The sequence below is a fragment of the Paraburkholderia sp. GAS42 genome, assembly GCF_050436565.1.
GTDB lineage: Bacteria > Pseudomonadota > Gammaproteobacteria > Burkholderiales > Burkholderiaceae > Paraburkholderia.
Genome location: NZ_JBNDML010000001.1, coordinates 306,273 through 321,993, shown reverse-complemented (window position 1 = coordinate 321,993; position 15,721 = coordinate 306,273). Strand labels below are relative to the sequence as shown.

Genomic DNA, 15,721 nt, shown 5'->3' with positions numbered 1-15,721 from the left:
GATCGCCCAGCAACGCCAGCGGGTGCGCCCGCGCCGTTGGCTGCTGATGGTCCTATGGTCTTCGAATTTACATCAAGGATCCCACCCGACGCTTACGCGCCGGGACCGGGCTTACGCACCATGATTCATATCGCAATGGGTAGCCGGTTGTTACGCAGAATCGCCCATCCCCGATTTTTCAAACGGGCACTCAGGGCGAGTGATGAATAGATCGTTGCGTTGTGCCGTTGTGCTGCATGCTTGCGGTGTATCTGTGTTGGCTGCGCCTTGGTGCATGTCCCAGTAGAACATCAATCCAACACCGCGGTCGCGTAGCTACGATCGTTCCCATCGCGAGGTACACGGCGTTACGAACGCCTCGACGTGTCGACGCGGCGGTCTTTCTGGCGACGTCGTCGCGAGGCTGTGACGCGACCGCAAACATACCGTGAATGGGTCGAGATGATGGCGCGGCAGGGAGACGAGGCTGCGATTGCGCAGCTTAGGGGCTGGGCCTATGCAGAGCGGCACAGGCGCAAGCAGCCCCAGGAACCGGAGCGCCGCAACCGGATCACCAGCATGTTCGGGGATGACATGGATCCCCTGCCGCCAAAGCGGGCACAGGTCATGGAGAACTGGACCTGGCGCGTCAATATGGCGACCTGCAATGTGGACTATCTGCGCCAGGGCGAGCGGCAGCTTACCGACGAGGGCTGGGGTATCGTGTTCGCTTCGGACGCTGCGCAGTGGGACATCATGCTGGCGGGCCTGCTGTTCGCGCGCCAGAAGTTCGGGCCGTGTATCGACGTGAGCGGCAGTGAGGATTTCCGGGAGCGCACCGCCGTGCTGGTTGTTGCGCAGCGCCTGGACATCACGTTCGATGACGATACGTTGGAAGCAAGGCGATTGCAGTTGGTCAAGGTAAAGCAACAGCAGGCGCGTACGGCACAGAAAACCCCTTCGGCCACGCCGTCGCAGCGAACGGCCAGCAGATCACCAGAGTCCAGGCCCGAGCCGAAACCGATGCCATCGCCTGACGGGCCGGAGCTGTAGTGGCCGGCTCAGGTCGCGACAGAAACGCACATCAGAGGCTGGCTCTGGTTGACGGCGCTCCCATTCGGGGGTTCAAGTCGCACGAGAAAATCGAAATCGCGCTCCACGAGCCTGGCGAATCGTTCCTGCACAGCGCCGAGCTTGACAAGGCACTGCACGTGCCAGTTCATCCCCACCACAAGCCATCCCGTCAGACCGTTCCATTCGCTTAGCAGGATGGTGCCGGCGGTGCCGTTTTCCTCGGCAAACTTTTCGATCCGTTGCTCGATGAGACGAGCGTCGTCCCGAAGCATCGTGCCTGAGATATGCAGGGACACGGTATGCGCGATTTCGTCGTGTGCGAGATACACCTTGGCGAAGCCGTTCAGGTGTCGCCTTACCCGCTCGATCTGTTCCGTTTCCAGGTCGTCATGCACGGGCAGCGAGCCTGACAGTACATAGTTCCCTTTCTCCATTGCAGGCCTCCTTGTACGCTTGAAGTCATGTTCGTCATCAGCAAGCAGGTTCTGTTGCTGCCCGCAGGTCCGTTCTGCCGAACCGGGCGAGAATGAAGGACTGACGTGCTAGTAGCGCGTCCAGTTGCACGTGCAGATCGGCGAGTTCGTCGAGCAACTCGACGTGGGATGTAAGCCCGAGGGGGACGAACGACGGCTCGCCGTACCGCTGCCGGCTGAAGATTGCGCCGGCAACGGCCCATTTGCGTGAAAACTGTCCTAGTGCATCTTCGATCGATTGCTGTTCGTCTTCCGAGAGGACACCGCGCACGCGTAACACGAGCGAATGGGTAACTGCGTCAGTTGCAAAGTAGACGTCGGCCAGATTGGCGAGGCTTTCAGCGAGCCGCCGTGCGTGGGCGTGTCTGAAACTGGCCCGGACAGGCAGTGCGCCACGGATTTCGTAGTTGGCGGACATGGATGTTCTTTCCTCAGCGGGACGATGAAAGCAGGGTTGTGAGCAGACGTGTATCGCCCACGGCGCGATACCATTGGTACTCAGTCGCGTATATCCAATAGATTAGTAATCGAAAACGTCTATGTCAATAAAAATTATGCAAATGGATAACTTCTCGATTCGCCTGAAGCAGGAGAGGCGGCGTCTACGCATGAACCAGACGGAATTTGCCAATGCCGGCGGGGTCCAGAAGCAGGCGCAGTTCACTTACGAGAAGGGCTTGAGGTATCCGGACGCCAGCTACCTCGCAGGGATTGCAGAGGTTGGCGTCGATGTCCTGTATCTGTTGACCGGGCGCACGTCTGATCCTGCTACCCTTGCTCTTGGTAGCGATGAGGAACGACTCCTTGCGGGATATCGTGAATTGAAGCCCCGGGAAAAGAGGGGGGTGTTGGCGCTGGTGGGCACAATCATCGGTACGCCGCCCGAGAGTGGAGCGGAAGTCGAGGATACTGCGGCATCTGAGTAAATGCGATGCGCTCCGGGGGTACCAGATGCCTCACGAGAGCCGATAGTCCTTCTGGAACACGCTCTTGATTTTTGGGGTATCGAGGCTGCTGAGCTTTTGAAGGATCGGCAGTTTTCGCCCGAGCTGGTCCGGGCCATTCGTAAAATGAAACCAACACGGCAGGTCGAATGCGCCGAGCTCATGATCGCGGCCAACAACGTGACCGTGTCCTATGCCGAAGCGCTACTCGTTGCGACGCCCGCAGCTCGCCTCGTCGATGGCAAGAAGCCGCCGAAGCTGACCGGCGTCAGTCCGGAACAGATGGCGAAGATGGAACGGGAGATGAGCAGCCTGCAGGCGCAGTACAAACTTGTCGAGCAGACGTACGGGCAAGGCGTGCTCAATCTCGTTCTCGCAAAGGGTTATTTAGCCAAGATGCTTGGAAGTGCATCCGCTCAGCAATATTTGCGGCAGCGACAACCCGACCTTATGGTCGAGTTCGAGGCAATTGTGGAGACGATAAGCGCCTTCCAGTTCGCAGGTAGGTCAGGAACGGAAAACCCCGACGCGAGAGCAATGGCTCGCATCTCCTCGGGACAGGTGCGAGGACGAAACTGCCCGCGCCACGCCTCCTTCTCCGGGTTCCCGCTTTCGTTTCTCCATACGACCGCGTCACCAGCACCACCGAATCGTTCGTAGACCATTTTGTGGGCTGCCTCATGATAAGCAGCCTTGCGGAGTTCCCCGTCGGCTATTTGTTCTTCGGTGAGTTCAATCATGGTCGTTGGGTGTCCGGTCCCGTCAAATGAGCGTATAGGTTAGGTCCACCCAGCCCCGAAGTCAGGGCAAAAGAATTTATGGTTGGATAAGAAACTTTGATGCCACATCGTTAGCTGGTCAGGCCGTCAGAGTTCCACCTAGAAGCTGAAGCAAAGCCACGCCAAACTGGGCACGATGTTGTTGTTCAGGCCATTACGCACACGTTCCAAATCGGGCGCCCGCTTGCCCATCGCCGTATCATCGTGCCTATGCGCCGCCCGTCGCGGCAATTCCCGTCTTTCACCAGCCATCCGATGCCCAAGTCTGCAAAGCTTTCCGAGGTTCTCACGCTTGCCGAAGTCCAGTCGCTGGCCGACACGAAGACGTTTGCGCGCGGCAAGGCTTATTTCCACGATGGCGTCGTCTCCCGCCTGGACGCGCGCGACGAAGCGGTTCGCGCGACCGTACGCGGCACACACCGTTACCGGGTCGAACTCGCCCTCGACAATGGCGAACTCGCATACGACTGTAACTGCCCCGTAGGCGACGATGGCGTTTTCTGCAAGCACGCTGTTGCCGTTGCGCTCTCCTGGCTCGAGAATTCCGGTGAGGAGGTGTTTCACGCCGAAGAGCTGGCGCCGGGGAAGCCGCGCAAGAAGCGGAAGACCTACGAGGAAGTCATTCGGGAATATGTGGCGACGTTAGGTAGGGACGCGCTTCAGGGGTTGTTGATGGACGCCGTCGAACAGGACCTTGCGCTGCGCGACAAGCTGCTGTTCGCTGCGCGTGCGGCAGGGGCCTCCGACCTGTCCGGCATGAAGGCCGCCGTCAAACAGGCGACGCGCATTTCACGCCCGCTGGACTGGCGGGAGTCTGGCGCATACGGCGACGGGCTCATGTCGCTGGCCGACATGCTGCGTCAAAGGCTTTCCGGACCTCACGCCGCACAGGTAGTCGAGCTATGCGAGCTGGCGATTGCCGGTGCGGAAAAGAGCCTTGAACAGATTGACGACTCCAATGGCGACGTGATGCCGTCGATTCTCGAACTGGCCTCTGTGCATCTCGATGCCTGCAAGGTAACTGGCCCCGACCCGGTGAAGCTTGCGGAGCGGCTCTTCCGCTTCCAGACAGAAGGCAGGTGGGACACCTTCTACAACGTCCTGCCGGCGTACGCGGAGCCACTCGGCGAGAGCGGGTTGCGCCGCTATCGCGAACTCGTCAGCGAGGCATGGGAAGCGATACCCACACTCGTCCCGAGCAAGGAATATCGACGCTCATACGACTCGCCGCGGATGCAGCTCGAACATGCGATGGGCGCGCTGGCCGAACTCGACGGAGATGTCGACGCGCTCATCCGCATCCGCTCGAAGGACCTGTCGGGCCCGTACCGGTTCCTGCTGGTTGCGGAGCTTTGTGTGAAGCACGGTCGCCTGGACGACGGACTGGCATGGGCAGAGCGCGGCATAGATGAGTCGGGTCAAAACTTTGACCAGCGCCTGCTCGACTTCTGCATCGCCGCATATCTACGGCGCAGCGAATTCGACAAGGCCGATGCGTACGCGTGGCGACGTTTCGAGATGCGTCCGACGGCTGAAGCATTCCCCGCTCTGATGGAGGTCGCTACTTTCACCGGCAGATATGCAGAAACCCGGGAGCGTGCACTCAAACATCTCTGGGCGCTGGTCAGCCAAGAGGAAGCAATCGCAAAATCGAAACGCAGCGTCTGGCAACGCGGCACGCGAACCGAGCTGGTCAGGATTTTTCTTGCTGGCAAGGAGAACGACGTCGCATGGGAAACATTCACCGGCGGCCCGGTCGCTACGCAGCTATGGCCTGAAATGGCGTCTGTCCGTGGCAAGACTCATCCGCACGAGGCCATCGCCCTGTATCACCGGCTGCTGCCAATAGCGGCCGAGGGCGGTACGCGCAACGCCCGATATGACGAGGCGTTCGAAATCGTGCGGGCTATCGGCATGCTGCGGGCGCGGGTGGATGAACGTACAGAGTTCGCGAGTGAACTGGAGGAGATTCGGGCTGCGTATCGCGCGAAGCGCAACTTCATCAAGCTGCTCGCCAAACTGTCGTGAAGTCGCCCGCAGAAAATGGATGCATCTGCCGGCTACGGATTCGTGCGCGGTAACGCGGCGGCGAACGACCAGAGCTGATTCGCCCATATTGTTGCACGTCGAGAAGGAGTCGCTGGACAGCAAGAACGGATGGTGCCTGTCATCGACGAGCGGCACCTCGATGAGCCGGGCTATCGTACACACGGCGCTGGCTCCCAAAGTTTCGGCGGGAGCGGGCGTGCTGACCAGGTATCCGTCCATTGGCGGTCATCGTAGATGCGCCCCGTCGATTCACACTGAGGCCTAACGACCGTCATCCTGGATGACTCCCTCCTGCTGATCGAGCCCAAGGTGGCCGCCGAGTTCAAGGCCACGCTTGCGCGAGAGGCCGCGGAGCGCGAGGCCGCTGTCAAACGTCCGACCACGGGAGAGGCCTCGGGCACTGGCGCATCAGGTAATTCAGGCGGCGGTAGCAGCTCAACGGGTTCCGGCGTGGAGCCTAGTTCCGGTGGTGACACTGCCCCCGCCTCCAAGCCCCCTGCGACTGCCAAGAAGACGACTTTCTTCGGCACCGTGGATATCGACCCGATCAAGGCCAAGTTGCAGTTCTCTGACGTGGCCGAGGAGGTCCTGATGTTGTTCACGCAGCGGCTTGGGGTGAAAGTTCGTGTGTCGTTGGAGATCGAGGCTGAAGCACCCGGCGGTTTCGATGACGGAGTGCAGCGGTCTGTCCGCGAGAACTGTAATCAATTGAAGTTCAAGAACCACGAATTTGGTGAGTGACGGCGTGGGCAATGCCATTGTTCCGGCCTTCTCGGTGGCGCGCGAAGCGTAATACTCCGAGCAGAAAAATGGAGCGAGATTCTTGCCCATCGTGAAAATCGCAGTTGCCCCGCCGGACGAGTGCAGCCCGAGGGCGCCGAAATTTCGCATGCTGTCCTTAGTTTTACTAAAGGAGGCAGCTCTGGCCCAACCTTCAACAATTCCGCGTGCAATGCGGTTAAGACGAATCCGCGAAACAAAAAAGGTTACAAGCGAATCGCTTGTAACCTTTTCAACTTTTTGGTGGGGTGCGGATGACTGGGATATTGGCGCTACGGAGTAAGAGAGCGTCGCTCTTCCTTGACCGTTCGCCCCAGCCAGTCGCATAACTGACGTCCACGCGTGCGGCCACTTAGCTCGATCAAAGACTCGAGCAGCGGGTACCATGGCTCACGAAAATCCAGCAGATTTTTTTCACTATCCATGTCAGAAGTTTTTCACTTACTTGGCAAAGTTTTCACTTTCTGTGGCATCCGACAACAAATTCAAACGTCAATATTCCCCGCCCTCAACGCATTCGACTCAATGAACGCTCTCCGCGGCTCAACATCATCGCCCATGAGCGTGGTGAAGATCCCATCGGCGGCGATAGCGTCTTCAATCTGCACACGAAGCAAACGACGCACAGCGGGATCCATCGTCGTTTCCCAGAGTTGCCCAGGATTCATCTCACCCAAGCCCTTATAACGCTGCTTGGAAACATTGCGTTCAGCATCAGCAATCAACCACTTCATAGCGCTCTTGAAGTCGGTAACAGCCATGCTCCGCTCGCCGCGCTTGATCACCGCGCCAGTACCGATCAACCCCTTGAACGTATTAGCGGTATTCACAAGCTGCTGGTAATCCGCCGTCAGCTGAAACTCTTCATCCAGAACTGAAACCTTCTGATTCCCGTGATGCGTCCGCGATACCTTCAGCGAGCGCAACTCACGCACCGGGTCATACATCGCCGACACAGTCACTTCAGGCTTCAAAGGATCATCTCGCAACTTAGCCTCAAGCGCCTTAGCCGAAGCTTCTGTAGAAGCCTCACTAGAGAGGTCAATCAAAACCCCATCCATAACCGCCTCAAGCGCCCCAGCGTCATACAACCGGCTCAACCGATCCACCACCGCCTGCGCCAGCAGATAAGAACGAGCCAGCTCACCCAAAGCATCCCCAGCAATCGGCGTAGCCCCTTCCGCAGGCAAAAGCTCCGAGCCGTTCAGCGCAAGCTTCAACATATGCGCATTCAGATCAGCCGCATCCTTCAAATACCGCTCATCCTTGCCCGCCTTAACCTTATACAAAGGCGGCTGCGCGATATAGATATACCCGCGCTCGATCATCTCTGGCATCTGACGATAGAAGAACGTGAGCAGCAGAGTCCGGATGTGCGCGCCGTCCACGTCAGCATCGGTCATGATGATGATGCGGTGATAGCGCAGCTTGTCGAGGTTGTAGTCTTCCTTGCCGATGCCACATCCCAAAGCGGTAATCAGCGTCACGAGCTGCTCTGAAGAAAGCAGCTTGTCATAGCGCGCCTTCTCGACGTTCAGCACCTTGCCGCGCAGCGGCAAAATCGCCTGGAACTTCCGGTCACGCCCCTGCTTCGCCGAGCCACCTGCCGAGTCACCCTCGACGATATAGATCTCCGACTTCGCCGGATCCTTCTCCTGACAATCCGCGAGCTTGCCCGGCAGACCGACGCCATCCAGCACGCCCTTGCGTCGCGTCATCTCACGCGCCTTACGCGCGGCATCCCGCGCGCGCGCCGCATCCACAATCTTCCCGCAAATGATCTTCGCGTCGTTCGGCGTTTCCAGCAGGAATTCTTCGAGCGCCTTCGCCACCACATCCTCAACCGGCGCACGCACTTCCGATGAAACCAGCTTGTCCTTCGTCTGCGCGCTGAACTTCGGCTCCGGCACCTTCACCGAAAGCACGCACGAAAGCCCTTCCCGCATGTCATCGCCGGACGTCTCGACCTTCGCCTTCTTCGCCACTTCGTGATCGTTGATGTACTTGTTCAACACGCGCGTCATCGCCGCACGCAACCCGGTCAGGTGAGTGCCGCCGTCACGCTGCGGAATGTTGTTCGTGAAGCACAGCACGTTCTCGTTGTAGCTGTCGTTCCACTGCATCGCCACTTCGACGCCCACGCCGTCCTTCTCGCCGCTCACGTGGAAAATCGTCGGGTGCAGCACGGCCTTCGTCTTGTTGATGTACTCGACGAAACCCTTCACGCCGCCCACAAACGCGAAATCTTCTTCCTTGCCCGAGCGCTGGTCCGTCAAACGGATACGCACGCCGTTATTCAGGAACGACAGTTCGCGGATACGCTTCGCGAGAATGTCGTAGTGATATTCGACGTTGCCGAAGATCGTCTCGTCGGCCATGAAGTGCACTTCGGTGCCACGGTTTTCCGTATCGCCCACCACCTGGATCGGCGACACAGCCACGCCGTCGATCTCTTCGATCACACGGTTCTGCGGCACGCCACGGTGGAACTCCATGAAGTGCTTCTTGCCGTCACGACGCACCACAAGGCGCAGCCACGCCGAGAGCGCGTTCACGCACGAAACGCCCACGCCGTGCAGCCCGCCCGACACCTTGTAGCTGTTCTGGTCGAACTTGCCGCCGGCGTGCAGCTCGGTCATCACGATTTCAGCGGCGCTGCGCTTCGGATCGTGCTTGTCGTCCATCTTGAGACCGGTCGGCACGCCGCGGCCGTTGTCCGTGATCGAGATCGAGTTATCCGCGTGGATGATCACCTGGATGTCGTTACAGTGGCCGGCAAGGGCTTCGTCGATCGAGTTGTCCAGCACTTCGAATACGAGGTGATGCAGACCGGTGCCGTCCGATGTATCCCCGATGTACATCCCGGGACGCTTGCGCACCGCCTCCAGACCTTCAAGGATCTGAATCGACGAGGCGCCGTAGCTGTTATCGGGTTGCGAATTGTTCAGTTCAGTCATGGATTTTTTCCGGTTCTGCGTTACTGCTGCATTGCTGCTTCGTTACTGCTCGGGACTTTTCAAAACACCATAAAAACGCCAAAGGGGCACTGCGCCCCTTGGTGTCTTCTTGTTGTCGAACGCGCTAGATACGCATCGGCATCACGACGTACTTGAATTCCTCGTTCTCGGGAATCGTGATCAGCGCGCTGGAACTGGCGTCGCCAAGGCTCACTTCCAGCATGTCGACCTTCAGGTTCGCGAGCACGTCGAGCAGATACGTGACGTTGAACCCGATATCGACGCTGTCGCCGGTGTAAGCGATTTCCAGTTCTTCCTGCGCCTCTTCCTGATCGGCGTTGGTGGACATGATCTTCAGCTGGCCCGGCTCGATGATGCAGCGCACGCCCTTGAATTTGTCCGACGTCAGAATCGCCGCGCGCTGGAGCGAGCGCTGCAGTTCTTCACGGCCGATCACAAACTTGTTCTTGTGTGTCTTCGGAATCACGCGCTGGAAGTCGGGGAACTTGCCTTCCACCAGCTTCGACACCAGTTCGACCTGGCCGAACGTGAACTTCACCTGCGTCGGCGCAATGTCGATCTTCAGCGTGTCGTCGATGTCTTCGAGCAGACGTTGCAGCTCGAGAATCGTCTTGCGCGGAATGATCACTTCCTGACGCGCAAACGACCCTTCAATCTTCATCGACGAAAACGCCAGGCGGTGACCGTCGGTCGCGACTGCCATCAGCTGGTCGCCATCCACTACCAGCAGCATGCCGTTCAGGTAGTAACGGATGTCCTGCTGCGCCATCGAGAAATGGACCATGCCGAGCAGCTGGCGGAACGTCTTTTGCGGAACCACCAGGTTCGCGCCGAAGTCTTTAGCTTGAGCGACGGTCGGGAATTCGTCCGCGGCCAGCGTTTGCAGCGCGAAGCGGCTCTTGCCGGATTGCACTGTCAGACGCTTGTCGTTCAAGGTAAGCGTGACCTGACCTTCGGGCATCGCGCGCAGGATGTCGAGCAGCTTGCGCGCGGCGACGGTAGTCGCCACCGATTCGCCGCCGACGCCGAAATCGGCATGCGTGGTGATCTGAAGCTCGAGGTCCGTCGACAGGAACGACACGTCCGGGCCGTTCTTGGTAATCAGCAAATTGGCGAGGATCGGCAACGTATGGCGGCGTTCTACGATGCCGCTCACAGTTTGCAGCGGCCTGAGGAGGTTATCGCGTTCGGTCTTGACCAGTTGCATAGAGTTCCTTCGTTATGTGACGGCCTGCGCGCCTCGTCCGGCAGCTTTGATGCGCGTGGGCCCCGCCCCCCGCTGGCTGGCGCCACGCTGCGCCAGTCACGGCGTGAAATCCGCCCGCGGCCGCCGGGCGGTTAAACCTGTATTGTGCCTTAAAACGGAACCGCTCCACTAAAATGGGGGCGAGTTCAGAAATAAACAGATCGGATTTCTCCGATCGGACACTCAACCTTTGAGTGTCTGCTCCAGAACGTGCAATTCGTGGTTGAGCTGGGCATCCTTGCTCCGCTCATCGGCGATCTTGCGCACCGCGTGCAGCACGGTGGTGTGATCGCGCCCTCCGAACAGCTCGCCGATTTCCGGCAGACTCTTCTGCGTCAGTTCCTTCGCCAGATACATCGCAATCTGACGCGGCCGCGCGATGTTCGCCGGACGCTTCTTCGAATACATGTCCGCGACCTTGATGTTGTAAAAGTCGGCGGCGGTCTTCTGGATGTTTTCTACCGAGATCTGGCGGTTCTGCACCGTCAGCAGGTCCTTTAGCGCTTCTTTCGTGACTTCGATCGAGATTTCGCGACCGTGGAACTTCGAATACGCGAGGATCTTGCGCAGCGCGCCTTCGAGTTCACGCACGTTCGAACGCAGATGCTTCGCGACGAAGAACGCGACGTCTTCATTCAGGCTCACGCCTTCGGATTGCGCCTTGCGCATCAGGATCGCGACGCGCATTTCCAGCTCGGGCGGCTCGATCGCGACGGTGAGGCCGGAGTCGAAACGCGAGATCAGACGATCGTCGATACCCGAAATTTCCTTCGGATACGTATCGCTCGTGATGATCACCTGCGCCTTGTTCGCGACCAGCGCTTCGAACGCGTAGAAGAACTCTTCCTGCGTGCGCGATTTGCCGGAGAAGAATTGAATATCGTCGATCAGCAGCAGGTCGAGCGAGTGGTAATAGCGCTTGAAGTCGTCGAACGCCTTGCGCTGGTACGCCTTCACTACGTCGGACACATATTGCTCAGCGTGGATGTAGCGGATGCGCGCACCGGCCTTGTCCATCAGCAACTGGTTGCCGATCGCGTGGATCAGGTGAGTCTTGCCGAGGCCGACGCCGCCGTACAGGAACAGCGGGTTATACGAGATGCCGGGGTTGTCCGCGACCTGGATCGCCGCGGCGCGCGCCAGCTGGTTCGCTTTACCGGTGACGAAGTTGTCGAAGGTCAGGACGGGGTTCAGCTTCGAGCGCTCGTACATCGAGTCGTTTTCGCCATTGCCGCTGCCGGCGCCCGAACCCGGACGCCACGTGCGGCGCGCAGCGGCGGCTTCGTTGGCGTCGAGGCTGGGGAGGTCGAGATCGGCGTGATCGTCGGCTATTTGCATGGCCGCCGTCTGCGCGGTGTTGCCGCTGCCGGCACGCGCGGCGTGTGCAGCCTGAACGGCGCTCACGGCAGCATCGACGGCGGCGACGCCGGAATTCATCTGCGGCGACATCGGGCGCGAGGGCGCCTGCGGCGCGGGCGCGCGGACGCCGGCCTTCGGATCGAGAACGAACTGGACATCGACCGGTGCCTGCCAGAAATCGCGCGCCAGATCGGAGATCCGGCCCGAGAACTGGCTCTTCACCCAGTCGAGCTTGAAACGGTTGGGCGCAGCGATGCGCAAGGTATTTGCAGCGGCGTCGAAGGCGACCGGGGCCAACGGTTTGATCCACGTCACGTACTGCTGGGGCGTCAGTTCACGCTCTAGCAGTGCCGAACAGTGTTGCCAGAAATCATTCATCGAGTTGCTGTAATTTTAAGCACAGCGGCCCGCGGCTGCCCTCGCCGCGAATTTCGCGACAAGGCCCGGTACAGCCGAGCGGACAGGCTCCAGGTGCTTGTGCCACAAGGGTTTGGGCAGGGCAAGCGGGCCGGAGCGGCGTGCATGATTTTTGGGAAGTAAGGCGAGATTCTACCGCCAAAAACTCCCGAAAAGGGAGTTATCCACAGGGACCGATCAAGCGGTGAGCCCGCTCCCAGCCTGTGGATCACCGCTCTAAACTATTGACGACCAAGAGAAAACCAGTTTAAATAGCGGGTTCCGCGAAAACCAATTTTTGAACCACCGGCCATTGCACTTTCCGCGATGCTCGCGCGGTTATTTCTCTGTCAAGTGAGAGCAACATGAAACGTACTTACCAACCTTCCGTTACCCGTCGCAAGCGTACCCACGGCTTTCGCGTCCGCATGAAGACCGCCGGTGGCCGCAAGGTGATCAACGCACGTCGCGCGAAGGGCCGCAAGCGCCTCGCCATCTAAGGCTGAAGCGCTGGTTTGCGATCATTGCGCGCTGTGTCCGATGCCCGCATCGCTGCGGGAACGGCAGGGGCGCCGCATCAGGGTTCAGTTCCGTTGCGAGCGCAAGCCGCCTTTCCCAAAGCCGCAAGGCTACTGAAAACGGATGAATTTTCATCCGTTTTTCGTTTGCGCCCGTGGCGCCGGTCGGCCCATTTCGTCGTCTACGGCCGGCCGACAGGCAACGAAGCGCGCCTCGGTCTCGTGATCGGCAAGAAGTACGCGCCGCGCGCGGTCACCCGCAATCTGGTGCGCCGCATCGCGCGCGAAGCTTTCCGGCTGCGTCGCGCGGAGTTCGGTGGTTGGGATGTGCTGCTGCGGCTTCATACGAAGTTCGACAGGAAGGCGATGCCCGCTGCGTCGTCGCCGCCGTTGAAAACGTTGTGCCGCAGCGAAATCGAGGAGTTGCTCGACAAGGCAGCTCGCGAAATCGCCCGCCGTCAGGCGCTGCCGGCCGAAGCGCCCGCAAAGCCCGACGCGCCCGCGACGGAATGACGCCAGCGCCGCACACCCGCGCTGGCGCCGGTTGCTTCACCCCACAGCGCGGCGCAATCTGGCCGCACTTGCCATGCAAACGGTACTTTTCGCTTTACTGCGTTTCTACAAGGTTGCCGTGAGCCCTCTGCTCGGCAGCCGGTGCCGTTTTTACCCTTCCTGTTCGGATTACGCGCGCGAAGCAATCCAGTATCATGGCGCCGCGCGTGGTACTTACCTCGCCGCAAGGCGCCTGTGCCGCTGCCATCCGTTTTCTGCGGGCGGCATCGATCTCGTCCCGCCTCCCACTTCTGAAAAGCGCTGACGCGCCGTTCCATCGACACTGAGACAACGCATGGATATTAAACGCACCGTCCTATGGGTCATCTTCTTCATGTCAGCGGTCATGCTGTTCGACAACTGGCAACGCGACCACGGACGTCCGTCGATGTTCTTCCCGAACACGTCGGCCACGAAGACCGCTCCGGGCGCAGCACCGGCCACGACGACGTCTGGTACTCAAGGCGCCGAGCTGCCGCAAGCCGCAGCCGGCACAGCACCTGGCGGCGCGACGCCGCCCGCTGCGCAGGCAGCCGCCCAGCTGGTCCATTTCCGCACTGACGTCTATGACGGCGAAATCGATACGCGTGGTGGCACGCTGTCGAAGCTTTCGCTGATGAAGGAAGGCGACGGCAAGCAGCCCGACCTGTACATCACGCTCTTCGACCACACCGCGACGCATACGTATCTGGCGCGCACGGGTCTGCTCGGTGGCGATTTCCCGAACCATAACGATGTGTTCACGCCGGTTGCTGGCCAGCCGCATGAACTGACGGGCGACGCGAAATCGTTGCAGGTCAGCTTCGAATCGCCGGTGAAGGGTGGCGTGAAGGTCGTGAAGACGTACACGTTCACGCGCGGCAGCTATGTGATCGACGTCGACACGAAGATCGTCAACGTCGGCACGACGCCGGTTTCGCCGACGCTGTACATGGAACTCGTTCGTGACAGCCAGCCGGTCGAAACGCCGCGCTTCTCGCACACGTTCATCGGGCCGGCGGTCTATACGGAACAGCATCACTTCCAGAAGATCGACTTCAGCGACATCGACAAGAACAAGGCGACCTTCGCGCCTTCCGCCGACAACGGCTGGATCGCGATGGTGCAGCATTACTTCGCATCCGCGTGGATTCCGACGCAGGGCGCGAAGCGCGACATCTACGTCGAGAAGGTCGATCCGACGCTGTATCGCGTCGGCGTGAAGCAACCGGTCGCGACGATCGCGCCGGGACAGTCGGTGGACGTGCAGTCGCGTCTCTTCGCCGGTCCGGAAGAAGAGCGCATGCTCGAAGGCATCGCGCCGGGTCTGGAACTGGTGAAGGACTATGGCTGGGTCACGATCATCGCAAAGCCGCTGTTCTGGCTGCTCGAAAAGATCCACAGCTATGTCGGCAACTGGGGCTGGTCGATTGTTCTTCTGACGCTGCTGATCAAGGCTGTGTTCTTCCCGCTGTCGGCGGCGAGCTACAAGTCGATGGCGCGCATGAAGGCGATCACGCCGCGTATGCAGGCGTTGCGCGAACGCTTCAAGGGCGATCCGCAGAAGATGAACTCGGCGCTGATGGAGCTCTACAAGACCGAGAAGGTGAATCCGTTCGGCGGCTGCCTGCCGGTCGTGATCCAGATTCCGGTGTTTATCTCGCTGTACTGGGTGCTGCTTTCGTCGGTGGAAATGCGCGGCGCGCCGTGGGTTCTCTGGATTCACGATCTGTCGCAGCAAGATCCGTTCTTCATCCTGCCGGTGCTGATGGCCGTCTCGATGTTCCTGCAAACGCGTCTGAACCCGACGCCGCCGGACCCGGTTCAAGCCAAGATGATGATGTTCATGCCGATCGCGTTCTCGGTCATGTTCTTCTTCTTCCCGGCCGGTCTGGTGCTGTACTACGTGGTCAACAACGTGCTGTCGATCGCGCAGCAGTACTACATCACGCGGATGATGGGTCAGGGTACGAAGAAAGCGGCCTGATGCCTTTAGCGTGAACGGTTGGCCCGCTGGCCGTCCACGACGCAGTTGATGCTGAAAAGCCGCCCGGTTTGCGCCGGGCGGCTTTTTTTGTACCTTGCGGGTTCGTGGGCGCGGCTCCGCGCCGGCGCGGTGGTGGTGGCCGTCGCCGTCGCTCACCGATTACACGCGTCGCCGTAAAACTGCGCGACGAGTTCGTGGATCAGATACCTGTGATGCGGCTTCAGCGCTTCGATTTTCGCGGACAGTTCAAGGGATTCGGCCGAAAGCGCGTGGGTCTCGTCGAGCGGCAATGGCTTCGGCACCGCGCGCGGCACGTCCTCCGGCGACGGCCCGTAATGCAGCCAGTGCAGATCGACCTTGAACCACTCGGCGAGCGTCTGCAGCTTGTCATTGGTCGGGATCGTGCGGGCGCTCAGCCACTTGTGGACCGTCTGCGGCGACACCGGTTGCGCGCCGCGGTGGCGCAGGTTGAAATGCAGCGCGAGATCGGTGCCGCCCCGCAGTTTCTCCGGGGCACGGTTCATCGCGAACTTCAGGCGCTCGGCAAAAGCCGTTTTCTCTTCGATCGTGGGCATGGGCGAGATTGTGCCGTTTCGACCGCTTCCGGCCGACAACCTCGCGCGATAAA

General features: G+C 60.0%; 14 protein-coding genes and 1 pseudogene. 9 read left to right on the top strand and 6 right to left on the bottom strand.

Translation table 11 applies throughout. From position 1 onward, the window contains the following. Positions 1 to 405: 405 nt before the first annotated feature. Positions 406 to 1,032 (top strand): LPD7 domain-containing protein, encoded by a 627-nt coding sequence (locus P3T16_RS01470; protein WP_429340910.1) that lies wholly within the window; start codon positions 406 to 408, stop codon positions 1,030 to 1,032. An 8-nt stretch (positions 1,033 to 1,040) separates the two neighbouring features. Here the strand turns inward: P3T16_RS01470 and P3T16_RS01465 are convergent, their stop codons facing one another. Both P3T16_RS01465 and P3T16_RS01460 read right to left on the bottom strand, forming a co-directional pair. Continuing rightward, positions 1,041 to 1,487, bottom strand: coding sequence for a hypothetical protein (locus tag P3T16_RS01465; protein WP_429340909.1), 447 nt, complete (start codon positions 1,485 to 1,487; stop codon positions 1,041 to 1,043). Between the two features lie 37 nt (positions 1,488 to 1,524). Beyond that, positions 1,525 to 1,944: a hypothetical protein gene (locus tag P3T16_RS01460; RefSeq protein ID WP_429340908.1), complete on the bottom strand. Its 420-nt coding sequence runs from the start codon at positions 1,942 to 1,944 to the stop codon at positions 1,525 to 1,527. Positions 1,945 to 2,065: 121 nt separating this feature from the next. On the opposite strand from P3T16_RS01460, the gene P3T16_RS01455 reads away from it, so the two are divergent. The 4 genes and pseudogenes from P3T16_RS01455 (at position 2,066) to P3T16_RS01440 (ending at position 6,039) form a co-directional block, all read left to right on the top strand. Continuing rightward, a complete protein-coding gene (locus P3T16_RS01455) occupies positions 2,066 to 2,452 on the top strand; it encodes a helix-turn-helix domain-containing protein (protein ID WP_429340907.1) in 387 nt (128 codons plus the stop codon). 81 nt (positions 2,453 to 2,533) lie between these two features. After that, positions 2,534 to 2,965 (top strand): annotated as a pseudogene (locus tag P3T16_RS01450) (plasmid partitioning protein RepB C-terminal domain-containing protein); the annotation flags it as partial. A gap of 539 nt (positions 2,966 to 3,504) precedes the next feature. After that, positions 3,505 to 5,277, top strand: a complete 1,773-nt coding sequence (locus P3T16_RS01445; RefSeq protein WP_429340906.1) for an SWIM zinc finger family protein — start codon at positions 3,505 to 3,507, stop codon at positions 5,275 to 5,277. A 330-nt stretch (positions 5,278 to 5,607) separates the two neighbouring features. Then, entirely contained in the window at positions 5,608 to 6,039 is a 432-nt protein-coding gene (locus P3T16_RS01440; protein WP_429340905.1) for a hypothetical protein, read from the top strand. Positions 6,040 to 6,563: 524 nt separating this feature from the next. On the opposite strand, the gene gyrB is transcribed toward P3T16_RS01440, so the two are convergent. From gyrB to dnaA, 3 genes are all read right to left on the bottom strand, one after another. Then, a complete protein-coding gene (gene gyrB, locus P3T16_RS01435) occupies positions 6,564 to 9,035 on the bottom strand; it encodes a DNA topoisomerase (ATP-hydrolyzing) subunit B (RefSeq protein WP_429259304.1) in 2,472 nt (823 codons plus the stop codon). A gap of 124 nt (positions 9,036 to 9,159) precedes the next feature. Next, on the bottom strand, positions 9,160 to 10,263 hold the full coding sequence (gene dnaN / locus P3T16_RS01430; protein ID WP_429259303.1) for a DNA polymerase III subunit beta: 1,104 nt from the start codon (positions 10,261 to 10,263) through the stop codon (positions 9,160 to 9,162). Positions 10,264 to 10,485: 222 nt separating this feature from the next. Then, positions 10,486 to 12,039: a chromosomal replication initiator protein DnaA gene (gene dnaA / locus P3T16_RS01425; RefSeq protein WP_429340904.1), complete on the bottom strand. Its 1,554-nt coding sequence runs from the start codon at positions 12,037 to 12,039 to the stop codon at positions 10,486 to 10,488. Positions 12,040 to 12,422: 383 nt separating this feature from the next. Here dnaA and rpmH point away from each other — a divergent pair, with 383 nt between their 5' ends. From rpmH to yidC, 4 genes are all read left to right on the top strand, one after another. Beyond that, a complete protein-coding gene (rpmH, locus tag P3T16_RS01420; RefSeq protein ID WP_004198824.1) occupies positions 12,423 to 12,557 on the top strand; it encodes a 50S ribosomal protein L34 in 135 nt (44 codons plus the stop codon). Between the two features lie 24 nt (positions 12,558 to 12,581). After that, positions 12,582 to 13,088 carry a ribonuclease P protein component gene (gene rnpA, locus P3T16_RS01415; protein WP_429341056.1) on the top strand — a complete coding sequence of 169 codons (507 nt, stop codon included), beginning with the start codon at positions 12,582 to 12,584 and terminating at the stop codon, positions 13,086 to 13,088. A 73-nt stretch (positions 13,089 to 13,161) separates the two neighbouring features. After that, positions 13,162 to 13,392: a membrane protein insertion efficiency factor YidD gene (yidD, locus tag P3T16_RS01410; RefSeq protein WP_133661444.1), complete on the top strand. Its 231-nt coding sequence runs from the start codon at positions 13,162 to 13,164 to the stop codon at positions 13,390 to 13,392. 30 nt (positions 13,393 to 13,422) lie between these two features. Next, positions 13,423 to 15,093, top strand: coding sequence for a membrane protein insertase YidC (gene yidC / locus P3T16_RS01405; RefSeq protein WP_429340903.1), 1,671 nt, complete (start codon positions 13,423 to 13,425; stop codon positions 15,091 to 15,093). A gap of 152 nt (positions 15,094 to 15,245) precedes the next feature. Here the strand turns inward: yidC and P3T16_RS01400 are convergent, their stop codons facing one another. Then, entirely contained in the window at positions 15,246 to 15,668 is a 423-nt protein-coding gene (locus tag P3T16_RS01400) for a transcriptional regulator (RefSeq protein WP_429340902.1), read from the bottom strand. Positions 15,669 to 15,721: the final 53 nt, after the last annotated feature.